This window comes from Mycobacterium sp. URHD0025 (assembly GCF_000426065.1).
Lineage (GTDB): Bacteria > Actinomycetota > Actinomycetes > Mycobacteriales > Mycobacteriaceae > Mycobacterium.
This window is the reverse complement of record NZ_AUEQ01000018.1, coordinates 98,874-117,925: the sequence shown is the minus strand read 5'-3', so window position 1 is coordinate 117,925 and position 19,052 is coordinate 98,874. Positions and strand designations below refer to the sequence as shown.

The 19,052-nt window shown below is 67.3% G+C and carries 20 protein-coding genes; 10 read left to right on the top strand and 10 right to left on the bottom strand.

What is annotated here, in order from left to right; all coding sequences use genetic code 11:
* Positions 1-40 precede the first annotated feature (40 nt).
* The 3 genes from H977_RS0126275 to H977_RS0126265 form a co-directional block, all read right to left on the bottom strand.
* Complete coding sequence (locus H977_RS0126275) at positions 41-445, bottom strand: VOC family protein (protein ID WP_051289095.1); 405 nt, start codon at positions 443-445, stop codon at positions 41-43.
* On the bottom strand, positions 387-1,241 hold the full coding sequence (locus tag H977_RS0126270; RefSeq protein WP_029110649.1) for an AraC family transcriptional regulator: 855 nt from the start codon (positions 1,239-1,241) through the stop codon (positions 387-389). Before H977_RS0126270 ends, H977_RS0126275 begins: the two co-directional genes overlap by 59 nt.
* 104 nt (positions 1,242-1,345) lie before the next feature.
* The gene (locus H977_RS0126265; protein ID WP_029110648.1) at positions 1,346-2,263 is read right to left on the bottom strand and encodes a 1,4-dihydroxy-2-naphthoyl-CoA synthase; all 918 of its coding nucleotides are present in this window, start codon (positions 2,261-2,263) and stop codon (positions 1,346-1,348) included.
* 109 nt (positions 2,264-2,372) lie between these two features.
* Here H977_RS0126265 and H977_RS0126260 point away from each other — a divergent pair, with 109 nt between their 5' ends.
* On the top strand, positions 2,373-2,651 hold the full coding sequence (locus H977_RS0126260; protein WP_019344506.1) for a hypothetical protein: 279 nt from the start codon (positions 2,373-2,375) through the stop codon (positions 2,649-2,651).
* Positions 2,652-2,658: 7 nt separating this feature from the next.
* Here the strand turns inward: H977_RS0126260 and H977_RS0126255 are convergent, their stop codons facing one another.
* The 5 genes from H977_RS0126255 to H977_RS0126235 all read right to left on the bottom strand — a co-directional run bounded on the left by H977_RS0126255 (position 2,659) and on the right by H977_RS0126235 (position 7,403).
* Positions 2,659-3,108: a nitroreductase family deazaflavin-dependent oxidoreductase gene (locus H977_RS0126255; RefSeq protein ID WP_029110647.1), complete on the bottom strand. Its 450-nt coding sequence runs from the start codon at positions 3,106-3,108 to the stop codon at positions 2,659-2,661.
* Positions 3,109-3,117: 9 nt separating this feature from the next.
* Positions 3,118-3,807 carry an HAD family hydrolase gene (locus tag H977_RS0126250; RefSeq protein ID WP_029110646.1) on the bottom strand — a complete coding sequence of 230 codons (690 nt, stop codon included), beginning with the start codon at positions 3,805-3,807 and terminating at the stop codon, positions 3,118-3,120.
* 22 nt (positions 3,808-3,829) lie between these two features.
* Entirely contained in the window at positions 3,830-5,026 is a 1,197-nt protein-coding gene (locus tag H977_RS0126245) for an RNA polymerase sigma factor (protein WP_502691211.1), read from the bottom strand.
* Positions 5,027-5,147: 121 nt separating this feature from the next.
* Complete coding sequence (gene fadD8, locus H977_RS0126240; RefSeq protein WP_029110644.1) at positions 5,148-6,749, bottom strand: fatty-acid--CoA ligase FadD8; 1,602 nt, start codon at positions 6,747-6,749, stop codon at positions 5,148-5,150.
* A gap of 195 nt (positions 6,750-6,944) precedes the next feature.
* Positions 6,945-7,403 (bottom strand): YciI family protein, encoded by a 459-nt coding sequence (locus tag H977_RS0126235; RefSeq protein ID WP_029110643.1) that lies wholly within the window; start codon positions 7,401-7,403, stop codon positions 6,945-6,947.
* A gap of 289 nt (positions 7,404-7,692) precedes the next feature.
* On the opposite strand from H977_RS0126235, the gene H977_RS0126230 reads away from it, so the two are divergent.
* The 4 genes from H977_RS0126230 to H977_RS0126215 all read left to right on the top strand — a co-directional run bounded on the left by H977_RS0126230 (position 7,693) and on the right by H977_RS0126215 (position 12,924).
* Entirely contained in the window at positions 7,693-9,300 is a 1,608-nt protein-coding gene (locus H977_RS0126230) for an amidohydrolase (protein ID WP_029110642.1), read from the top strand.
* 29 nt (positions 9,301-9,329) lie between these two features.
* Positions 9,330-10,895, top strand: coding sequence for a long-chain-fatty-acid--CoA ligase (locus tag H977_RS0126225; RefSeq protein WP_029110641.1), 1,566 nt, complete (start codon positions 9,330-9,332; stop codon positions 10,893-10,895).
* Positions 10,896-10,981: 86 nt separating this feature from the next.
* Complete coding sequence (locus tag H977_RS0126220) at positions 10,982-11,953, top strand: esterase family protein (protein WP_029110640.1); 972 nt, start codon at positions 10,982-10,984, stop codon at positions 11,951-11,953.
* 2 nt (positions 11,954-11,955) lie between these two features.
* On the top strand, positions 11,956-12,924 hold the full coding sequence (locus H977_RS0126215; RefSeq protein WP_029110639.1) for an o-succinylbenzoate synthase: 969 nt from the start codon (positions 11,956-11,958) through the stop codon (positions 12,922-12,924).
* 179 nt (positions 12,925-13,103) lie between these two features.
* On the opposite strand, the gene H977_RS0126210 is transcribed toward H977_RS0126215, so the two are convergent.
* A complete protein-coding gene (locus H977_RS0126210; RefSeq protein ID WP_029110638.1) occupies positions 13,104-13,451 on the bottom strand; it encodes a type II toxin-antitoxin system HicB family antitoxin in 348 nt (115 codons plus the stop codon).
* Positions 13,452-13,551: 100 nt separating this feature from the next.
* Here H977_RS0126210 and H977_RS0126205 point away from each other — a divergent pair, with 100 nt between their 5' ends.
* The 5 genes from H977_RS0126205 (at position 13,552) to H977_RS0126185 (ending at position 18,376) form a co-directional block, all read left to right on the top strand.
* Positions 13,552-14,550 (top strand): GlxA family transcriptional regulator, encoded by a 999-nt coding sequence (locus H977_RS0126205; RefSeq protein ID WP_029110637.1) that lies wholly within the window; start codon positions 13,552-13,554, stop codon positions 14,548-14,550.
* Entirely contained in the window at positions 14,547-15,281 is a 735-nt protein-coding gene (locus tag H977_RS0126200) for a DJ-1/PfpI family protein (protein WP_029110636.1), read from the top strand. The genes H977_RS0126205 and H977_RS0126200 overlap by 4 nt, the downstream gene beginning before the upstream one ends.
* A 62-nt stretch (positions 15,282-15,343) precedes the next feature.
* Entirely contained in the window at positions 15,344-16,126 is a 783-nt protein-coding gene (locus H977_RS0126195; RefSeq protein ID WP_029110635.1) for an alpha/beta fold hydrolase, read from the top strand.
* A 25-nt stretch (positions 16,127-16,151) separates the two neighbouring features.
* Entirely contained in the window at positions 16,152-17,858 is a 1,707-nt protein-coding gene (menD, locus tag H977_RS0126190; protein ID WP_029110634.1) for a 2-succinyl-5-enolpyruvyl-6-hydroxy-3-cyclohexene-1-carboxylic-acid synthase, read from the top strand.
* A complete protein-coding gene (locus H977_RS0126185) occupies positions 17,855-18,376 on the top strand; it encodes a DUF3592 domain-containing protein (protein WP_029110633.1) in 522 nt (173 codons plus the stop codon). Before menD ends, H977_RS0126185 begins: the two co-directional genes overlap by 4 nt.
* On the opposite strand, the gene H977_RS0126180 is transcribed toward H977_RS0126185, so the two are convergent.
* Positions 18,360-19,052 (bottom strand): DsbA family protein, encoded by a 693-nt coding sequence (locus H977_RS0126180; RefSeq protein WP_029110632.1) that lies wholly within the window; start codon positions 19,050-19,052, stop codon positions 18,360-18,362. The genes H977_RS0126185 and H977_RS0126180 overlap by 17 nt on opposite strands.

Sequence of the window (19,052 nt, the reverse complement as noted above, 5' to 3'; positions counted from 1 at the left end):
CCATCGTGTTGCGGGTGACGCCCGACAAGGTGTCGGCCCGCTAGGACGCGCCCGCATAATCGCCGAACGACCACAGGTTGCCTTCGGGATCACGAACGGAGAACTCGCGGGCACCGTAGTCCGTGTTCTCCAGCGGCCGGATCACGTCGGCGTTGTGTTGGAGTGCCCGCTCGTAGAGGGCATCCGGATCGGTCGTGACGACATAGCCGCCTGCAGTGCCGGGTTCGCGGCACCACGCGTTACCGGGCTTGTGGCTACCCATCATGATGCCGCCGGATCCCTCCGGCCATTTCAGTTCCGCGTGGTCGACCCGGTCGCCGTCGCCGTATTGCGCTGACACGACAAAGCCGAACGTCTCGACGAAGTAGTCGATAAGCTTCGGGGCGTCAGTGGCTTGCAGGGTCAACCAGACGGTCGGGTTCGGGGACACATTCGATGAAGTCATGCTCCCACTGTGATCCGAACGAATGCCCGCCGTCTTGAATGTTTCGGAACTCTTCGGCCAGCCAGTGCCGCGGCGGCACTCCGGTGAACCGGACGAACTCGCGGGTCAGGTGGGCCTGGTCGGAGTAGCCGGTGTGGGCGGCCACCGAGGCGAGGTCGACACGACCGGTCCGCCGCACCGAGTCTGAAATCTGGCTCGCCGCATGCTCGAACCGCATCAGCATGGCCACCGTCTTGGGTGAGCGACCCACTTCGCGGTGAAACAGCGTCGTCAGGTGGCGGGTGCTGAGTCCGACCCGGTCCGCCACGGTGCCGATGTCGAGCGTGCCGCGGCTGCGATCCAGCAGATGCCAGGCGTAGGCCACCTCCGAGCGGACCGTTACGTCGTCGCGGCGGCGGTGTGCGTCCACGAGGTACTGGCGGACCAGCGCGAACGCTTCGTGCCACCGGCCGGTTTCGGCCAGTTGGTCGCGCAACTCGATGGCGCGTCCGCCCAGCATCGCGGCGCCGTCGAAGTCGGACACACTCAATTCCGCGGCGGGTACGCCGAACAGTGCGCGCGCCGCCAGCGGATGCACAGCGAGCTGCACGCCGGCCTGGCCCGGACGCTGCCGGACGTGGCTGGCACGGACGTGCAGGCCGCCGAGGACCAGCGGGTTGGGCCGGGTCGCGGAGAGGCTTTCGCGGGTGTCGGAGGCCTCGACCCCGTCGTCCAAGCTGACGATGAACGTCAACGACGACGATGGCAGCCCGCGGTGTACAGCGTCGGGAACGTCCAGTGCCCGATAGCCGACCATCGACGAGACGCCGGGCGCACTGCGCGGCGGCGCGGTGGCGAACTCCCAGCTGCGAGACTCCACGTTCTCCACGCTAGCGCGCTCTCCCGGGGTGATTCGTGCACTCAGAAGTAGCGGGGGAAACCACTCCAGTCCGGTTCGCGCTTCTCCAGGAACGCATCGCGGCCCTCGACGGCCTCATCGGTCATGTAGGCCAGGCGCGTGGCCTCCCCGGCGAACACCTGCTGGCCCACCAGACCGTCATCGATCAGGTTGAACGAGAACTTCAGCATCCGGATCGCCTGCGGCGACTTGCCGTTGATCTCGGCAGCCCACTGCAAGCCGACGGATTCGAGCTCGGCGTGGTCGACGACCTCGTTCACCGCACCCATCTGGTACATGGTCTCGGCGTCGTACGCGCGGCCCAGGAAGAAGATCTCGCGGGCGAACTTCTGGCCGGTCTGGCGGGCCAGGTAGGCGCTGCCGAACCCGCCGTCGAAGCTGCCGACATCGGCGTCGGTCTGCTTGAACCGGGCGTGCTGACGGCTGGCCAGGGTCAGGTCGCAGGTGACGTGCAGGCTGTGCCCGCCGCCGGCCGCCCACCCGTTGACCAGGCAGATCACCACTTTCGGCATGAACCGGATGAGCCGCTGCACCTCGAGGATGTGCAGCCGTCCGGCCCGTGCGGGGTCGACCGTCTCAGCGGTTTCGCCTGCCGCGTACTGGTAGCCGGACCGGCCGCGGATGCGTTGGTCCCCACCGGAGCAGAAGGCCCAGCCGCCGTCCTTGGCCGACGGGCCGTTGCCGGTCAGCAGCACCACGCCGACGTCGGGCGACATCCGGGCGTGGTCCAGGACGCGGTACAGCTCGTCGACGGTGTGCGGCCGGAAGGCGTTACGCACCTCGGGCCGGTCGAACGCGATCCGCACCGTGGGCTTCCGTGCGCCGTCGGCGATATGACGGTGGTAGGTGATGTCGGTCAGATCGTCGAAGCCGGGCACCGGCTCCCAGGCTGTCGGGTCGAACGGGTTGTCTGCACTCACGTGCTCGACTGTAGAGCGAAGGTGTCCAGAGGTTTCACAGGTGCCGCTGCGGGGTACCAAACCCGGCGCGATGGCGCGTACCGCGTGCCACCAGAGGAGAGAGGCCACGATGAAGAAGCTGGCGAGTGTGTTGATGTCGGGTTTGGCTGCGGGCGTGGTGCTCGTGGGGTGCACACCCGAGGTGACCGGTGGCGACACCAAGTGCAAGGACTTCATCGGGCAGGACGAGAAGACGCAGAACGACGCGGTGGCCAAGATGCTCAAGGACGAGAAGGGCACCGACGCCGCGCAGCTGGAGATCACCGGAACCCGCTTGGCGGTGCAGACCTTCTGTCAGACGACGGGCAAGCAGGACTCCAAGATCAAGGAGGCCCCGCACCTGAGCTGAGCGTGGCTCAGATCGGGTCCAGCCGGAACACCGGGCAGCGCCCGGCCAGCGCTTCGAACTCGTCGGGGTTGGGCCCGGTCACCAGGCCGGCGTTGCGCATGAAGCCGACGCCGGTCGGAACCAGGACCGGGAACTGACGTAACAGCGGCCGGGCCTGCTCGGCGGGGATTTCCACGACGCGTACGCGCTGCTCTTTGCGGCCCTGGTGCACTGTGGCCTCGCCGGCAGCCCGGGCGTTGGCCGCCCAATCACCCTTCGGCAGGCCGCCCACGATGTAGCGGTGGCCGTCGATGGTCATCGGGGTGACCGGCGTCGTCCGCGGTTTCCCGGTCTTGCGGCCCCGAACGGTGAGCACCACCGGCCCCTTGTCACCGCCGACGCCGAGCTTGTTCAGCCCGATCATCACCTTGTTGACGTACTTCAGCCACCACGGCGGCTTGATGCGGTCGTCAGCCATGGCTCCACCCTAGGTGCGGATACCGACACCGCGCAGGGCCGCGACCAGTCCGTCGGGCCGCTCGGCGGTCGGCAGCGGGTCGACGAGTGCGAACTGGCAACCCACCACGCGGGCGCCGCCGTCGGCTTCCTCGCTGTCGCCGACCATCAGTGTGTCGGCGGCCGCGACAGCCAGCCGGGTCAGGGCCGTGGTGAAGATCGCCGGGTCGGGTTTGACCGCACCGACTTCGAAGGACAGCACGAACTCGTCGACATGCTCGGCCGCACCGATCGCGGTGAAGGCCGGCCGCACGTCGAACGCGATGTTGGAGACGACGGCCGTCCGGATTCCTTGTGCGTTCAGGCTTTTGAACACCCGCGCGGTGTCCGGGTAGGCCGTCCAACTGGCCGGATCGATCACCCGGTTGTACAGCGATTCGGCGTGGTGGTCGGGTAGCCCGGATTCCCGCAGCACGTGCAGGTACGCCTCACGGTGCAGATGAGGCGCCAGGTCGCGGTTCGCCCAGGCCCGGTACTGCTCGTCGGTCATCGCCACGGATCGTCCGGTCGGCGCGGTGAGCCGGCGCATCAGCTCTGTCTGGACATGTCCGTCGACCTCGCGTTCGTCGACGGACATCCCGGCGAACCAGCTGTCCTGTTCCTCGAGGCGGAACAGTGTCCCGGAGAAGTCGAACAACACGGCCGACACCATGTCAGCCATCGTGCCATGTGTCGGCCGGGTATCAGCCACGTTCGCGGATTGCCTTGTCCACCAGTACCTGTCGCTCCCGTTCGTTGTCGGCCAGGGCCGCGGCCCGGTCGAACTGTTCGGCGGCCTCGCGGTGTCGGCCCAGTCGGGACAACAGCTCGCCGCGGACACTGGGCAGCAGATATGAGTCGTCCAGACCCTCGATGCCGTCGACGATTGTCAGTGCCTCCTGTGGACCCGAGCGCATCGCGACGGCCACCGCGCGGTTGAGCTGCACCACGGGGGAGGGCGCGATCTGCAGCAGAGCGTCATAGAGGGCGACGATGCGAGCCCAATCGGTATCGGCGGCCGTGGGGGCTACCGCGTGGCATTCGGCGAGCGCGGCCTGTAGCGCATAAGGGCCCCAACCCCGTTGCTGCCGTGCGGCACTGGAGCGCTCAAGAGCGGCGACACCACGTTGGATCTGCGCACGGTCCCAGCGGGTCCGGTCCTGGTCTTCCAACAGGATGGGCCGGCCCTCGGCGTCGGTGCGGGCCGCAAAGCGCGAGGACTGGAATTCCATGAGCGCCACCAGGCTGTGGACCTCGGGTTCATCGGGCACCAGCGCGGCCAGCACGCGGCCCAATCGCAGTGCTTCGGTGCACAACTCGTCGCGGATCCAGCGCTGTCCGAAGGACGCCGAGTAGCCCCCGTTGTAGATCAGATAGACGACCGACAGCACCGCCGACAGCCGCTGTGGGTATTCGTCGCGGGGCGGCACCTCGAACGGCGGGTTGGCCTGGGCCAGAGCCTTCTTGGCCCGAGTGATGCGGGCGGCCGCGGTGCCGGTCGAGATCAGGAAGGCGCGGGCGATCTCGTCGGTGCTCAACCCGCCGACCATGCGTAGCGTCAGCGCGATCTGAGCCTCGCGGGACAGCACCGGGTGGGCGGCGATGAAGATCAGCCGCAGCACGTCATCATCGATCCGGTCGGGATCCCAGGTTTCCTCGACGTGTTCGGCCAGATCGCGGGCCAACACGGCGTACTTGGCGTCCAGGTTCTCCGCGCGCCGCCAGCGATCGATGGCCTTGCGTTTGGCCACCGTGGTGAGCCAGGCGCCGGGATTGCGCGGCACGCCGGTCTGCGGCCACTGCGTGAGCGCGTCCAGCAGCGCTTCGGATGCCAGATCCTCTGCCAGGGCGACATCGCCGACCGTGCGCGTCAGCGTGGCCAGGATCTTGGCTGCCTCCATCCGCCACACCGCGTCGAGCGTCTGCCGGAGGTCCGTAGCCACCCCGCCATTCTGCCGAGCAGACGCAAAACTGCCCATTCCCCAAGAGAAAAGGGCAGTTCTGTGTCTGCTCGCGCGAGAACTAGCCGATCGCGCGGGCAGCGCCCTCCCAGAACTGGGCCCGCACGGCCTTCTTGTCGGGCTTGCCCAGCGCGGTCACCGGCACAGAGTCGACGACGATCACCTGCTTGGGCGATTGCACCGAGCCCTTGCGCTCCTTGACCGCGGCCTGGATCTCGGCCGTCACCTTGGCGACTGCCTCGTCATCGGTCGCGGCGTCGGGGCGCAGCACGATCACCGCGGTCACGGCCTCACCCCACTTCTCGTCGGGGGTGCCGATCACACACACCTGGGCCACCGAGGGATGTTCGGCCACAACGTCTTCCACCTCACGCGGGAACACGTTGAACCCGCCGGTGACGATCATGTCCTTGACCCGGTCGACGATGAACCAGTAGCCGTCCTCGTCCTCGCGGGCCATGTCACCGGTGTGCAACCAGCCGTCTTTGAACGTCTCCGACGTGGCGTCGGGCAGCTTCCAGTAGCCGCCGGCCAGCAGCGGCCCGGACACGCAGATCTCGCCGACCTCGCCGCGCGGCACCGGGTTGCCCTCGGCGTCCAGCAGTGCGGTCCGCGCGAACAGCGTCGGCCGCCCGCAGGAGGTCAGCCGCTTCTCGTCATGGTCCTTCTTGCCCAGATACGAGATCACCATCGGGGCCTCGGACTGGCCGTAGTACTGCGCGAAGATCGGCCCGAAGCGCTTGAGCGCCTCGGCCAGCCGCACCGGATTCATCGCCGAAGCGCCGTAGTACACGGTCTCCAGCGAGGACAGGTCGCGGGTGTGGGAATCCGGGTGGTCCATCAGCGCGTAGATCATCGACGGCACCAGCATGGTCGCGGTGATGCGGCGCTCCTCGATCACCCGCAGCACCTCGGCCGGGTCGAACTTGGGCAGCACGATCATCTCGCCGCCCTTGACGATCGTCGGGACGAAGAACGCGGCACCGGCGTGCGAGAGCGGGGTGCACATCAGGAAGCGCGGGTTCTCCGGCCACTCCCATTCGGCGAGCTGGATCGTGGTCATGGTGGTGATCGACCGCACGGTGCCCATCACGCCCTTGGGCTTACCGGTGGTGCCACCGGTGTAGGTCAGGCCACCGACGTGGTCCGGTGGAAGCTCGGCGGCGACCAGCGGGACAGGGGAGTACTTGGCGGCCTCGGCGACCAGGTCGGTCGCTACGCCGTCGAGGGCCGGCGGTACCGGGCCGATGGTCAGGATCTGCCGCAGCGAGGGCACCTTCTCCAACAGGCCGACGGCACGCTCGACGAATGCCGGCGTGGGATCGATGATCAGCGTCGTCACCTCGGCGTCGGACAGCACGTAGGCGTGATCGTCCAGCGAGCCGAGAGGGTGTAGTGCGGTGCGGCGGTACCCCTGGGTCTGGCCGGCGCCGATGATCATCAGCACCTCTGGCCGGTTCAGCGACAGCAGGCCGACGCCTTCTCCGCTACCCGCGCCGAGCGCTTCGAAGGCCTGAATGTACTGGCTGATGCGCTCTGCGAGCTCGCCACCGGTCAGGGTGGTCTCGCCGAGGAACAGCACGGGTTTGTCTCTGTTGCGCTTGAGCGCGCCGACGGTGAGGTGGCCGGAATGGAGCGGATGGTGCAGAAGATCATCACTCATGGGGTCCAGATTAGAACGTGTTCCAGAAATTGTTGAGCCGATCCCCCGATGTGGGCGTAACACCAGGTCCGCGGGGACCGAAATACAGGTAGTTCGCTACGCGCGCCGGGTCGCTCGGCGTTGCTTAATGTCACTGATGTGGGGGGTGGGAGCCAGACCCCGGTGGGTTAGGGACCGCCGGGGCCTGTGCCCCGATCAGCGGTTGGCGGCCTCACGGGCCTGTTGGGCCAGCTTCTCGGCCACCTCGGCCTTCCACTGGATCTCCTTCTGAACCCACTCGTTATCCTGCGGAAACTCGTCGGTTTCACTCACCCGGCGGACCTCCAGCTTCACGCCGCAGCCCAGTGGGCATTTCCGCGCCCACTGCTTGGCCTCCTCCTTGGAGGACACCTCGAGGATCCAGAACCCGTTGAACAGCTCCTTGGCCTCGGTGTACGGGCCGTCGGTGACCACCGGCGGATCGGCGTTGAAATCGACGACGAAGCCTTCGTCCGGGTCGGTCAATCCCTCGCCGGCCAGCAGTACGCCGGCCTTGATGAGCTCCTCGTTGTACCGGCCCATCGACGCGATGATCTCGTCGAAATCGATGTTCTGCTCGGCCATCGCGATCTCCGCCTCGGGGGTGGACCGCATGATCAGCATGTAACGCGACATGGTGTGTCTCCTTCTGGTGTCGGGAAGGGCCCGTCGATTGTTGTTCAAGTGGCCCTCGTTATGACGTCGAACGGCACCCCCACGAAATCGACACGGTGCCCGGGATCTTTTTGAAGTTTTTCGAATCCGCACGCCAAGCAGTCCTTAGACGCCGCGGATACATGTGGATCCATGTTCAAGGGGAAGCCTCCGCTGTGGCAGGTGTTCGTGTCAGATCGGCGTCACGGATTTCTGGGGACGCACCCGGGCGAACGTCACCACGCTCTAGCATCCGAGCATGACCAGCCCTATGCAGTCAGCTGATCTCGTTCTCTACGGAACCATCCTCACCGTCGACACCGCGCGGCCCACTGCCGAGGCGATCGCGGTGTCCGACGGACGCATCGTCGCGGTCGGCTCCCGCTCGGAGGTGACGCCGTGGATCGGCGCGGATACCGATGTCCGCGAGGTCGAGGGCTGTGTCATGCCGGGTTTCGTTGAGGCGCACGGGCATCCGTTGATGGAGGCGGTGGCGCTGTCCGGGCGCATCGTCGACATCCGTCCGGTCACCCTGCCCGATGCGGATGCGGTGCTCGACGCGATTCATGCCGAGGTTGCCCAACGCGGTGCCGACGGCGCCTTTCTCAACGGCTGGGACCCCTTGCTGCAGAACGGATTGCCGGATCCGACCCTGGCCTGGCTGGATAGCGTCGCACCCGACACCCCGTTGGTGATCGTGCACAACTCGGGCCACAAGGCGTACTTCAACACCGCGGCTGCCCGGCGCGCGGAGTTGACCAGAGATACTCCGGATCCCAAGGGCGCCAAGTACGGCCGCGATGCCGAAGGCAATCTCGACGGCACGGCCGAGGAGACCGGGGCGGTGTTCCCGCTGCTGGGCGATGCCATCTCGGTGAGCGACTATCCGGCCATGCTGGCCGCCGAATGCGCACGGCTGAACCGCGCCGGGCTGACCACATGCTCGGAGATGGCGTTCGACCCGATGTTCCGGCCGTTGCTGGCGCAGTTGCACGATCAGTTGACGGTGCGGCTGCGCACCTACGAGATGTCCACGGCGGCGCTGCACACCGACGCCAGCCCGTCCGAGGGTGACGACATGGTGCGCCAGGTCGGCATCAAGATCTGGGTCGACGGGTCGCCGTGGATCGGCAACATCGACCTGACGTTTCCGTACCTGGATACCGACGCCACCCGGACCATCGGCGTGGTGCCCGGCTCCTGCGGGCACGCCAACTACACGAAAGAGCAGCTCGCCGAGATCGTCGGTACGTTCTTTCCGCACGGCTGGCAGCTGGCCTGCCACGTGCACGGCGATGCCGGGGTCGACACCATCCTCGACGTCTACGAAGAAGCCTTGCGCGCGCATCCTCGCGATGATCACCGCTTGCGCCTGGAACACGTCGGCGCCATCACACCCGAGCAGTTGCGGCGTGCGCATGCCCTCGGTGTGACGTGCAGTCTGTTCGTCGATCACCTGCATTACTGGGGAGACGTGCTCGTCGACGGGTTGTTCGGCCCCGAGCACGGCGGACGCTGGATGCCGGCGGGGTCGGCGGTGGCGACCGGTATGCGGATCTCGCTGCACAACGATCCGCCGGTCACCCCGGAGGAGCCGTTGCGCAACATCAGCGTGGCGGTCACGCGGACCGCGCCGAGCGGTCGCGTCATGGCGCCCGAAGAGCGGCTGACCGTCGAGCAGGGGATCCGGGCGCAGACCATCGACGCGGCATGGCAGTTGTTCGCCGACAACGTGATCGGCTCGCTCGAGGTCGGCAAGTACGCCGACCTGGTGATCGTGTCGGCGGACCCCCGCGCGACCGCCCCGCAGAGCATCGCGGACCTGGAGGTACAGGCCACGTTCCTGGCCGGGCGCCAGGTTTACCCGAAAGCCGGTTGACGGCTCGCGCGTCGTGGCACGCTCTGGGCATGTCAGATTTGCCGGCACCGAAGTTTCTGGACGAACGTGTCGCCCACTGGGCGGCGACCGAACCTGACGCCGAGGCGGTCACCTATTTGAGCCGCACGTGGACCTGGTCGCAGTTCGACGACCGGATCCGGCGGCTGGCCGGCGCGTTGAGTGCGTGGGGTGTGGGGCGTGGCGACGTGGTCGCGTTCCTCGACAAGAACCACCCCGCGTGCGTCGAGCTGACCCTGGCGGCCGCGTCGCTCGGGGCAGCCAACGCCATCATCAACTTCCGGCTCGCCGCCGACGAGTTAGATTACGTGCTCAACGACTGCGGGGCCAAGGTACTGGTGGTCGGCGAGGAGCTCCGGCCGGGCATCGACGCGATCGCTGACCGGCTCACGTCCGTCGAGCACATCGTCACGGTGACCCCCGAGGGCGGCGAGGGGGACGAGTACGAAGCGCTCCTTGCCGATGCCTGCGCGGTCGGTCGTTCGCCGGAAGTACAGCCTGACGACCCATGCATCATCATGTACTCCTCGGGCACCACCGGCCGGCCGAAAGGTATTGCGCTCACGCACGGCAACGTCATCGCCCACACCCTCAACGCATTCGATGGCTGGACCCTCAGTGAAGGGGACAAGAGTCTTGTCGCCATGCCGCTGTTCCATGTCGGCGGGTCGTCCTACATGCAGTGGGGGCTGCACCACGGGGCGCCGACGTACATGACGCGCGATGTGGACGGCATGGCACTGGCCGGCGGAATCCTGGCGGGCGCCAACCGGACCTTCCTCGTGCCTGCCGTGCTGGCCAAGGTGTTCGACACGGGCGAGGACGCGGTCAAGCTGTTCGGTGCGCTCAAGACGTTCGCCTACGGCGCGTCGCCGATGCCGTTGCCGCTGTTGCGTTCTGCGCTCGACGCGTGGCCGGAAACGGAATTCATCCAGGTTTACGGGTTGACGGAGGTGGCGGGCGCGATCAGCCGGCTGGGCCCGGAAGATCACCGCGCGGCGAGCGAGGCGCGGCTCAGGAGTGCGGGCACCGTTGTCCCCGGCGGGGAGGTCAAGGTGGTCGACCCCGACACCGGTGCCGACGTTCCGATCGGCGAACAGGGTGAATTGTGGTTCCGCACACCGCAATTGATGAAGGGATATCTCAACCGGCCGGAGGCTACGGCGGAGTCGATCACGCCGGAGGGCTGGTTCCGCACCGGCGACATCGGACGCGTCGACGACGGCGGGTACATCTTCGTCGAAGACCGGCTCAAGGACATGATCATCTCCGGTGGCGAGAACATCTATTCGATCGAGGTCGAGCGGGTGCTGGCCGAACACCCCGCGGTCACCGAGGTCGCGGTGATCGGCGTGCCCGACGAAAAATGGGGCGAATCCGTGAAAGCCGTTGTGACACTGGATGGGAACGTTTCCGAACGGGATCTGATCGCGTTTGCCCGCGAGCACCTGGCGGCCTACAAATGCCCCAAAACGGTTGACATCGTCGACGAGTTGCCCCGCAACCCCACCGGTAAGGTCCTCAAGAAGGATCTGCGCAAGCCGTACTGGGAGGGGCGCGACCGCGCCACGGTGTAGGAATCGGCGCCCCACACCTCTGTTTTTCCCGTTCCGAGCGGAGTAGCTTCGGCTCCATACGTGTGCGCGAGATGTGGGGTGCCGACATGGTGCACAAACGTTCAACGCCGGAAACAAGTGCATACCGTCGCGTGACTGTCTTCCTGACAGCCCTGGCGGTAGCTCTCACGCTCGGCCTCCTCGGACCGCCACCGACAGCGAGTGCCTGGTCACGAGCTGGTCTACCGGTCGAGATGCTGTCGGTGCCGTCAGCGGCCATGGGCCGGGATATTCAGGTGCAGTTCCAGGGCGGGGGATCGCATGCGGTCTATCTGCTGGACGGTTTGCGGGCCCGTGACGACTTCAACGGCTGGGACATCGAAACGCCGGCGTTCGAGTGGTTCTACCAATCGGGCGTTTCGGTGGTCATGCCCGTCGGGGGCATGTCGAGTTTCTACACGGACTGGTACCAGCAGGCGGCGGGAAACGGTGGGGTCTGGACGTACAAGTGGGAAACGTTCTTGACCAGCGAACTCCCGCAATGGCTGGCCGCCAACCGCAAGGTGTCCAGGTCCGGTAATGCGGTGGTGGGTCTGTCCATGTCGGGCAACTCGGCGATGATCCTGGCTGCCTTTCACCCGCAGCAGTTCATCTACGCGGGGTCGTTGTCGGCGTTCTTGAATCCGTCGGCCGACCCGTGGCCCGGGTTGATCGGGCTCGCCATGGGCGATTCCGGCGGCTTCAGCCCGGCGGCCATGTGGGGTCCACCCGGTGATCCGGCGTGGGCGCGCAACGATCCGACGCTTCAGGTGGGGCGCCTGGTGGCCAACCACACCCGCATCTGGGTCTACTGCGGTTCGGGTACGCCGGGTGAGTTGGGCGGTGGGGACCTACCGGCCACGTTCCTCGAAGGCACTGCGCTGCAGAGCAATTTCAATTTCCGCGACCGGTACGTGGCCGCCGGTGGCAACAACGCGGTGTTCAACTTCCCGCCGACCGGCACTCACACCTGGGGTTACTGGGGTGCACAGCTGCAAGCGATGAAACCCGACATCCAGCGGGTGCTCGGTGCCGGTTAGGCATCATTGACCCTGTGCCCGCCCTCGACGACATCCTGGACCGCCTGCATGTCGTCGCCATGCCGATGCGGGTCCGCTTCCGTGGCATCACGGTTCGTGAGGTGGCGCTGATCGACGGCCCCGCAGGCTGGGGTGAGTTCGGCGCCTTCCTCGAGTATGAACCGCCGGAGGCCGCGGCCTGGTTGGCCGCCGGAGTCGAGGCTGCATACCGGCCGGCCCTGAGGGTGTACCGCGACCGTGTCCCGATCAACGCCACCGTGCCAGCGGTGCCGGCCGGGCAGGTGCCCGAAGTGCTGGCGCGGTTCCCCGGTGCGCGGACGGCCAAGGTCAAAGTCGCCGAGCCCGGGCAGAGCTTGGCCGACGACGTCGCACGGGTCAACGCGGTGCGCGCACAGGTCCCGGTGGTGCGCGTCGATGCCAACGGAGGCTGGACACTGCAGCAGGCCGTGGCGGCGGCCGCGGCGCTGACCGCCGACGGGCCGCTGGAGTATCTGGAGCAGCCGTGCGCGACGGTCGAGGAGTTGGCCGCGCTGCGGCGGCAGGTGAACGTGCCGATCGCCGCGGACGAGTCGATCCGCAAGGCCGACGATCCTCTGCGGGTGGTGCGGGCCCGCGCGGCCGACGTCGCCGTGCTCAAGGTGGCGCCACTGGGCGGGGTGGCGCGGATGCTCGATATCGCCGCGCAGATCGACATCCCGATCGTGGTGTCCAGTGCTCTGGATTCCGCGGTGGGAATTGCCCGTGGGCTGCTGGCCGCTGCTGCGTTGCCCGAGTTGCGGCATGCCTGCGGGCTGGGCACGGGTGGGTTCTTCATCGAGGATGTCGCCGAGGTGTCCCCGCCGGTCGACGGGTACCTGGCCGTCGGGAACGTGGTGCCGGACCCCGCCCGGCTGTCCGCGTTGGCAGCGACGCCGGAGCGTCGGCAATGGTGGATCGACCGCGTGCGGGAGTGTTATCCGCTGATCGAGTAGGGCCTACTCCGAGCGCCTAGCGCCACACCTGTCACATCAGCACCGGGAAGTCAGGGGATATGCGCTCTGCAAATGTAGTACCGCCGGCAGTACCAGGTTTCGAGATCGGTCATGTCCTCGGAGATGGTGATATCGCCCGCGGTACCAAGTGACGGCTGTGCCGCCGAAGCGGACATCGGTCAGTACAGATCAGCCAGCGACACCGAGGGCCGGCCGACAAGCTTCTGAACCACCCACTGGTTCAACGACACTCCCTGTTCAGTGGCCTCGACAACGAGCCTGGCGTGCAGCGACGGTGAGACCCGCACCACGAATTTGCCGCTGTACCGATGGTCGGTCAGCGATTTCGGTGGGATGTCATCGGCGGCCTGGATCATTGCCACCTCTTCGGCGACCAACTTTTCGACAGCCGCAATTGCTTCGTGCGCCGTGAGCCCATTCGTCACCAGGTTCGGGAACTCCAGACATAACCCCTGATACCAGCGGTCCTCGTACGACCATTGCGCGCGGTACGTGTACTCCGTCATGCCACCGATCCTCGCGACGCGGTCCGACAATCCGACCCATGTCCTGATCTGTGGGGTACATGTCATAGACGCCATCGCCGAGGTCGCGAACACTGAAGACGTGACGCGATCGGTGGTGATCCTCGGCTACGCCGGGGTGCAGGGCCTGGACTTGGTCGGGCCTTTCGACGTGTTCTCCACCGCCACGCTGGCCCTGGCCGGTCTGGGCAGACCCGACGACGGCTATGCCGTCACCCTGACTTCCGTGGATGGCCGGCCCGTCACCACGCTCACCGGCCTGGAGTTCGTCGCCGCAGCGCTGCCCGAGCCCGACGTCCCGATCGACACGATCGTCATCCCCGGCGGTATCGGCGCCGACGCCGCCCGGGCCAACCCGGCGGTGATCGACTGGATCAGCACCGCCTCACGCCAGGCCCGCCGCGTCGTCAGCGTCTGCACGGGTGCGTTCCTGGCTGCTCAGGCCGGACTGCTCGACGGCTGCCCGGCCACCACCCACTGGTCTTCGGCCCGCCGGATGGCCGATGAATTCCCTTCGGTCGCAGTCGATCCCGAGCGGATCTTCGTCAGAAGTTCCGAGCGGGTGTGGACGGCGGCCGGGGTGACCGCGGGCATCGACCTGGCGTTGTCACTGGTCGAGGACGACTACGGCACCGATATCGCCCAGACCGTCGCCCGGTACCTGGTGCTCTACCTGCGCCGTCCCGGCGGGCAGACCCAGTTCGCGGCGCCGGTGTGGATGCCGCGGGCCAAACGGGCCCCGATCCGCGCGGTGCAGGAGTCCATTGAGACCCAACCGGCTGGAGCGCACACGATTCCCGAGCTGGCGGGCCGCGCCGCGATGAGCCCGCGGCATTTCACCCGGGTGTTCACCGAAGAGGTCGGCGAGGCGCCGGGCGCCTACGTAGAACGCATTCGCACCGATGCCGCGCGACGCCAGCTCGAGGAATCCGACGACACCGTCACCGTCATCGCCGCCCGGTGCGGATTCGGCACCGCCGAGACCATGCGGCGCAATTTCATTCGACGCCTTGGCATTTCGCCCGACCAATATCGCAAGACTTCCGCGCACGCGAGGAGGAGCAGAGAAACTTCAGCATGAGAGGAACCAACATGCAGATCGCCATCGTCTTGTACCCGAGCTTCACCGCACTCGACTTCATCGGTCCGTACGAGGTGCTGCGTAACCTGCCCGACGCGCAGGTGCGGTTCGTCTGGCACGAACCAGGGCCGGTCACCGCGGATTCCGGTGTGCTCGTGGTGGGAGCCACCCATAGCTTCGACGAAACGCCCTCGCCCGATGTGGTGCTCGTGCCCGGAGGCCCGGGCACCACCATGGCCGCCCGCGACGAGAAGGTGCTCGAGTGGCTGCGTCAGGTTTATCCGGGCACGGCCTGGATGGCTTCGGTGTGCTCGGGTTCGGTTGTGTTGGCCGCAGCGGGCCTGCTCGAGGGAAAACCCGCTACTTCGCATTGGTCGGTGTTGAGCGCGTTGAAGCTGATGGGCGCCACGCCGGTGGGGGATGAGCGCATTGTGCGTGCCGATCCCGACGGAAAGGTGATCACCGCAGCCGGGGTGTCGGCGGGCATCGACCTGGGCGTGTGGCTGGCCGGGCAGATCGGCGGTGAGGCGAAGGCCAAGGCCATCCAGCTGATGATCGAGTACGACCCACAGCCACCGTTCGATTCCGGGCACATGTCCAAGGCGTCCGCGTCCACCAAGGCCGGCGCCGCCGCGCTGTTGAGCAAGGACATGATCAAGCCCGAACCACTGAAGGCCGGCGTGCTGCTGGCGTGGGATCAGGCGATCCGCAAGGTGCGCGCGCTCCGCTGAGAGTCAGCGACCGGGTCGTCCTACAAGGTGCCCATCGAAGCCCCTGACGTAGGGTCGGCCACGTGAATCTGGCATACGAAGAGCGAGGCAAGGGTGTCCCGGTGCTGTTCATCGCCGGGCGCGGCGGCGCGGGCCGCACCTGGCACCTGCATCAGGTGCCTGCGTTGCAGCGGGCGGGCTACCGCGTCATCACCTTCGACAATCGTGGGGTCGGTGCGACGGAGAACGCCCACGGTTTCGGCGCCGATCAGATGGTGGCCGACACCGCGCAGTTGATCGAGAAGCTCGGCGCTGCACCCGCACACATCGTGGGTGTGTCGATGGGCTCGTACATCGCCCAGGAACTGATGTTGGCCCGGCCCGACCTGGTGCGATCGGCGGTGCTGATGGCCACCCGCGGTCGTCACGATCGGGCTCGCGAGTTCTTCCGCGATGCCGAGCGCGACTTCGCGGTCTCGGGTGTTCAGCTGCCGCCGAAGTTCGATGCCAAGCTGCGGATGTTGGAGAGTTTCTCGCCCAAGACGCTCAACGACGACCGCCTGGTGCGGGACTGGAGCGAGATGTTCACCATGTGGCCCACCAAACAGACCCCGGGTCTGCTGGCCCAGCTCGACGCGGGCCCGGCCGAGAATCGGCTGCCGGCCTACCGGTCCATCACCGCGCCGGTCTTGGTCATCAGTTTCGCCGACGATGTGGTGTTGCCCGCACATCTGGGGCGCGAGGTGGCCGACGCGATTCCCAAGGCGCGCTACCTGGAGATCCCCGACACCGGTCACCTGGGCTTCATCGAGAAGCCCGAGGAAGTCAACGCTGCGCTGCTCGAGTTCTTGGCCGCTCAGACCTGACGAGCAAGACGAATAAGGTGGAGTGGTGAATCCCTCGACGACACAGGCGCGCGTAGTCGTCGACGAACTGATCCGCGGCGGTGTCCGCGATGTCGTGCTGTGCCCGGGCTCGCGCAACGCTCCGCTGGCGTTCGCGTTGTCCGACGCCGACCGGGCCGGCCGCATCAGGCTGCATGTCCGCATCGACGAGCGCACCGCCGGCTATCTGGCCATCGGGCTCGCCGTCGGAGGAAGTACGGACGAGCGGTCCCCCGTGTGCATCGCGATGACCTCGGGCACGGCGGTGGCCAACCTCGGCCCCGCGGTCGTCGAGGCCAACTACGCCCGGGTGCCGCTGATCGTGCTGAGCGCCAACCGGCCCTATGAAATGTTGGGCACCGGTGCCAACCAGACCTTCGAGCAGCTGGGATATTTCGGTACCCAGGTACGGGCCAACATCAGTCTGGGCCTGGCCCCGGATCTGACGGCGGGCCATCCGGGCGAGCTGGACACCGTCAACGCGCAGTGGCGCTCGGCGACCTGCCGGGTGCTGGCGGCGGCCACCGGATCACGCACGGCCAACGCCGGTCCGGTGCAGTTCGACATCCCGCTGCGCGAACCGCTGGTCCCCGACAGCGCGCACGGGGACTCGTCGTTCCCGGGGCTTGTCGGCTCCTCGCGCGAGCGCTCGTCGCAAGGCCGCCCGGACGGCAGGCCATGGACCTACACGCCTCCGGTCAGTTTCGACCAGCCGCTGGAGATCGATCTCACCCCGGACACCGTGGTGATCGCCGGGCACGGCGCCGGCGTACACCCCAACTTGGCGGCGCTGCCGACGGTGGCCGAGCCCACCGCGCCGCTTCCGCAGAACCCGCTGCACCCGCTGGCGTTGCGCCTCGTGCATCCCAAGCAGGTCATCATGCTGGGCCGGCCCACGCTGCACCGGCCGGTCTCGGCGCTGCTGGCCGATGCGGCCGTTCCGGTGTACGCCCTGACCACCGGCCCGCGTTGGCCCGATGTGTCAGGCAACTCGATGGCCACCGGCACTCGCGCGGTGACGGTCGGCACCCCGGATCCGGCCTGGCTGGGTCGCTGCGCCGACCTCAACAAGCACGCCGTCGCGGCGGTCCGCGATCAACTCGCTTCGCACCCCATGACCACCGGTCTGCACGTGGCCTCGGTGGTCGCCGACGCGCTGCGCCCGGGGGATCAGTTGGTGCTCGGCGCGTCCAATCCGGTGCGCGACGCCGCGCTGGTGGGGCTGAGCACCGAGGGCGTCAAGGTGCGCTCCAACCGCGGTGTGGCCGGCATCGACGGCACCGTGTCGACGGCGATCGGCGCGGCACTGGCGCACGATCGGGCGGATGGCGAGAACGGACCGCGCCGGACCATCGCGTTGATCGGTGACCTGACCTTCGTGCACGACAGCTCGGGGCTGTTGATCGGGCCCACCGAGCCGACGCCGCGCAACCTGACGATCGTCGTGTCCAACGACAACGGCGGCGGCATCTTCGAGCTGCTCGAGCAGGGCGATCCGAGGTTCTCCGACGTCTCGTCGCGCATCTTCGGCACCCCGCACGATGTCGACGTCGCGGCGCTGTGCCGCGCTTATCACGTGGACAGCAGGCAGTTGGAGGTCGGCGATCTTGCCGCGGCGCTCGCCGAACCCTTCGACGGCATGCGGGTGCTGGAGGTGAAGGCGGACCGGTCCTCGCTCCGCGCCCTGCACGCGTCGATCAAGGCGGCCCTGTGAGGCCCACGCAGATCGCGGCGCGGGTGCGGGCGCTGGTGCAACCGCTGGTTCCGCACCTGTACGGCGAACCGGGTGAGACGCGGTCGCAGCGGATCATCCGCCGGGTGCGGATCGGGGTGGTGATCACCGCCTGTCTGGTCACACTTCAGTCGGTGCTGCTGGTGTTCGGTGCCTGGCGCAATGACCAGCAGATCGAGCGCAACATGGGCGTGGCGGCCGCCGAGGTGCTCAGTGCCGGACCACGGCGCTCGACGATCGAATTCGTCACGCCCGATCGCGTGACCTACCGGCCCGAGCTGGGTGTGCTGTATCCGTCCGAACTCGACGCCGGGATGCGGATCTATGTCGAGTACGACAAGAACAACCCGGATCTGGTGCGGGTCCGCGATCGCGATGCATCATTGGCGATCATCCCGGCCGGGTCGATCGCAGTGGTGGGCTGGCTGGTTGCGGCTGCGGCGCTGGCACTGCTGGAGTTCCTGCAGCGCCGGCTGAGCCGGATCAGCTCTGCGGCGTAGCCAGCAGTTTGGCGAGCCAGTCAGGATCGCTGGTGTCGACCACTTGTTCGCCGACCAGGTCGTAGACCGTCGGGGTGGACACCTCGTACTGGGTCTCGCTGAGCAGTTCGGCGTTGGCGTCGTTGAGCTGCTCGGAATCGATCGCGTGCTCACCGGCGGCGATCTTGTCGGTCTGCTCGGCCCCGATCCCGTTGTCGGAGGCCATGGCGGCGATCTCCTCGTCGGTCGGCCCCGGCGAACCCTCGGGTTGCTGGTGGCCCCACAGGTCCTCGACGAAGGCCTGGAACGCCGTTCCCGTGGTGTTCGGTCCCGCAGCCAGGAACAGGGCATTGGCGACATGGGCCGAATATTCGGTGACGGACCCGTCCAGGAAGGTCAGCGGCCGGTAGGTCACCGCGAGCCGGCCCTGGCCGACGGCGGCGGCGATGGCGTCGCCGGCCTCATGTTGCAGGTGCGCACATGCCGGGCACTGCGGTTCGGTGAAGAACTCGATCTGGGCGGGCGCGTCCGGATAGCCGATCTGAATGCCCCAGCCGTCCTCGGTGATCTCGCTGCCTGGCTTGTTTCCGTTGGCCTGGGCGGCGCCGTCGACCAGCCGGGTACAGCCCGCGGTGGCTCCGGCGGCGGACAAGGCCAGCACGGCCAGCATCGCTGCAGCAACGCGGGACAATCGCAT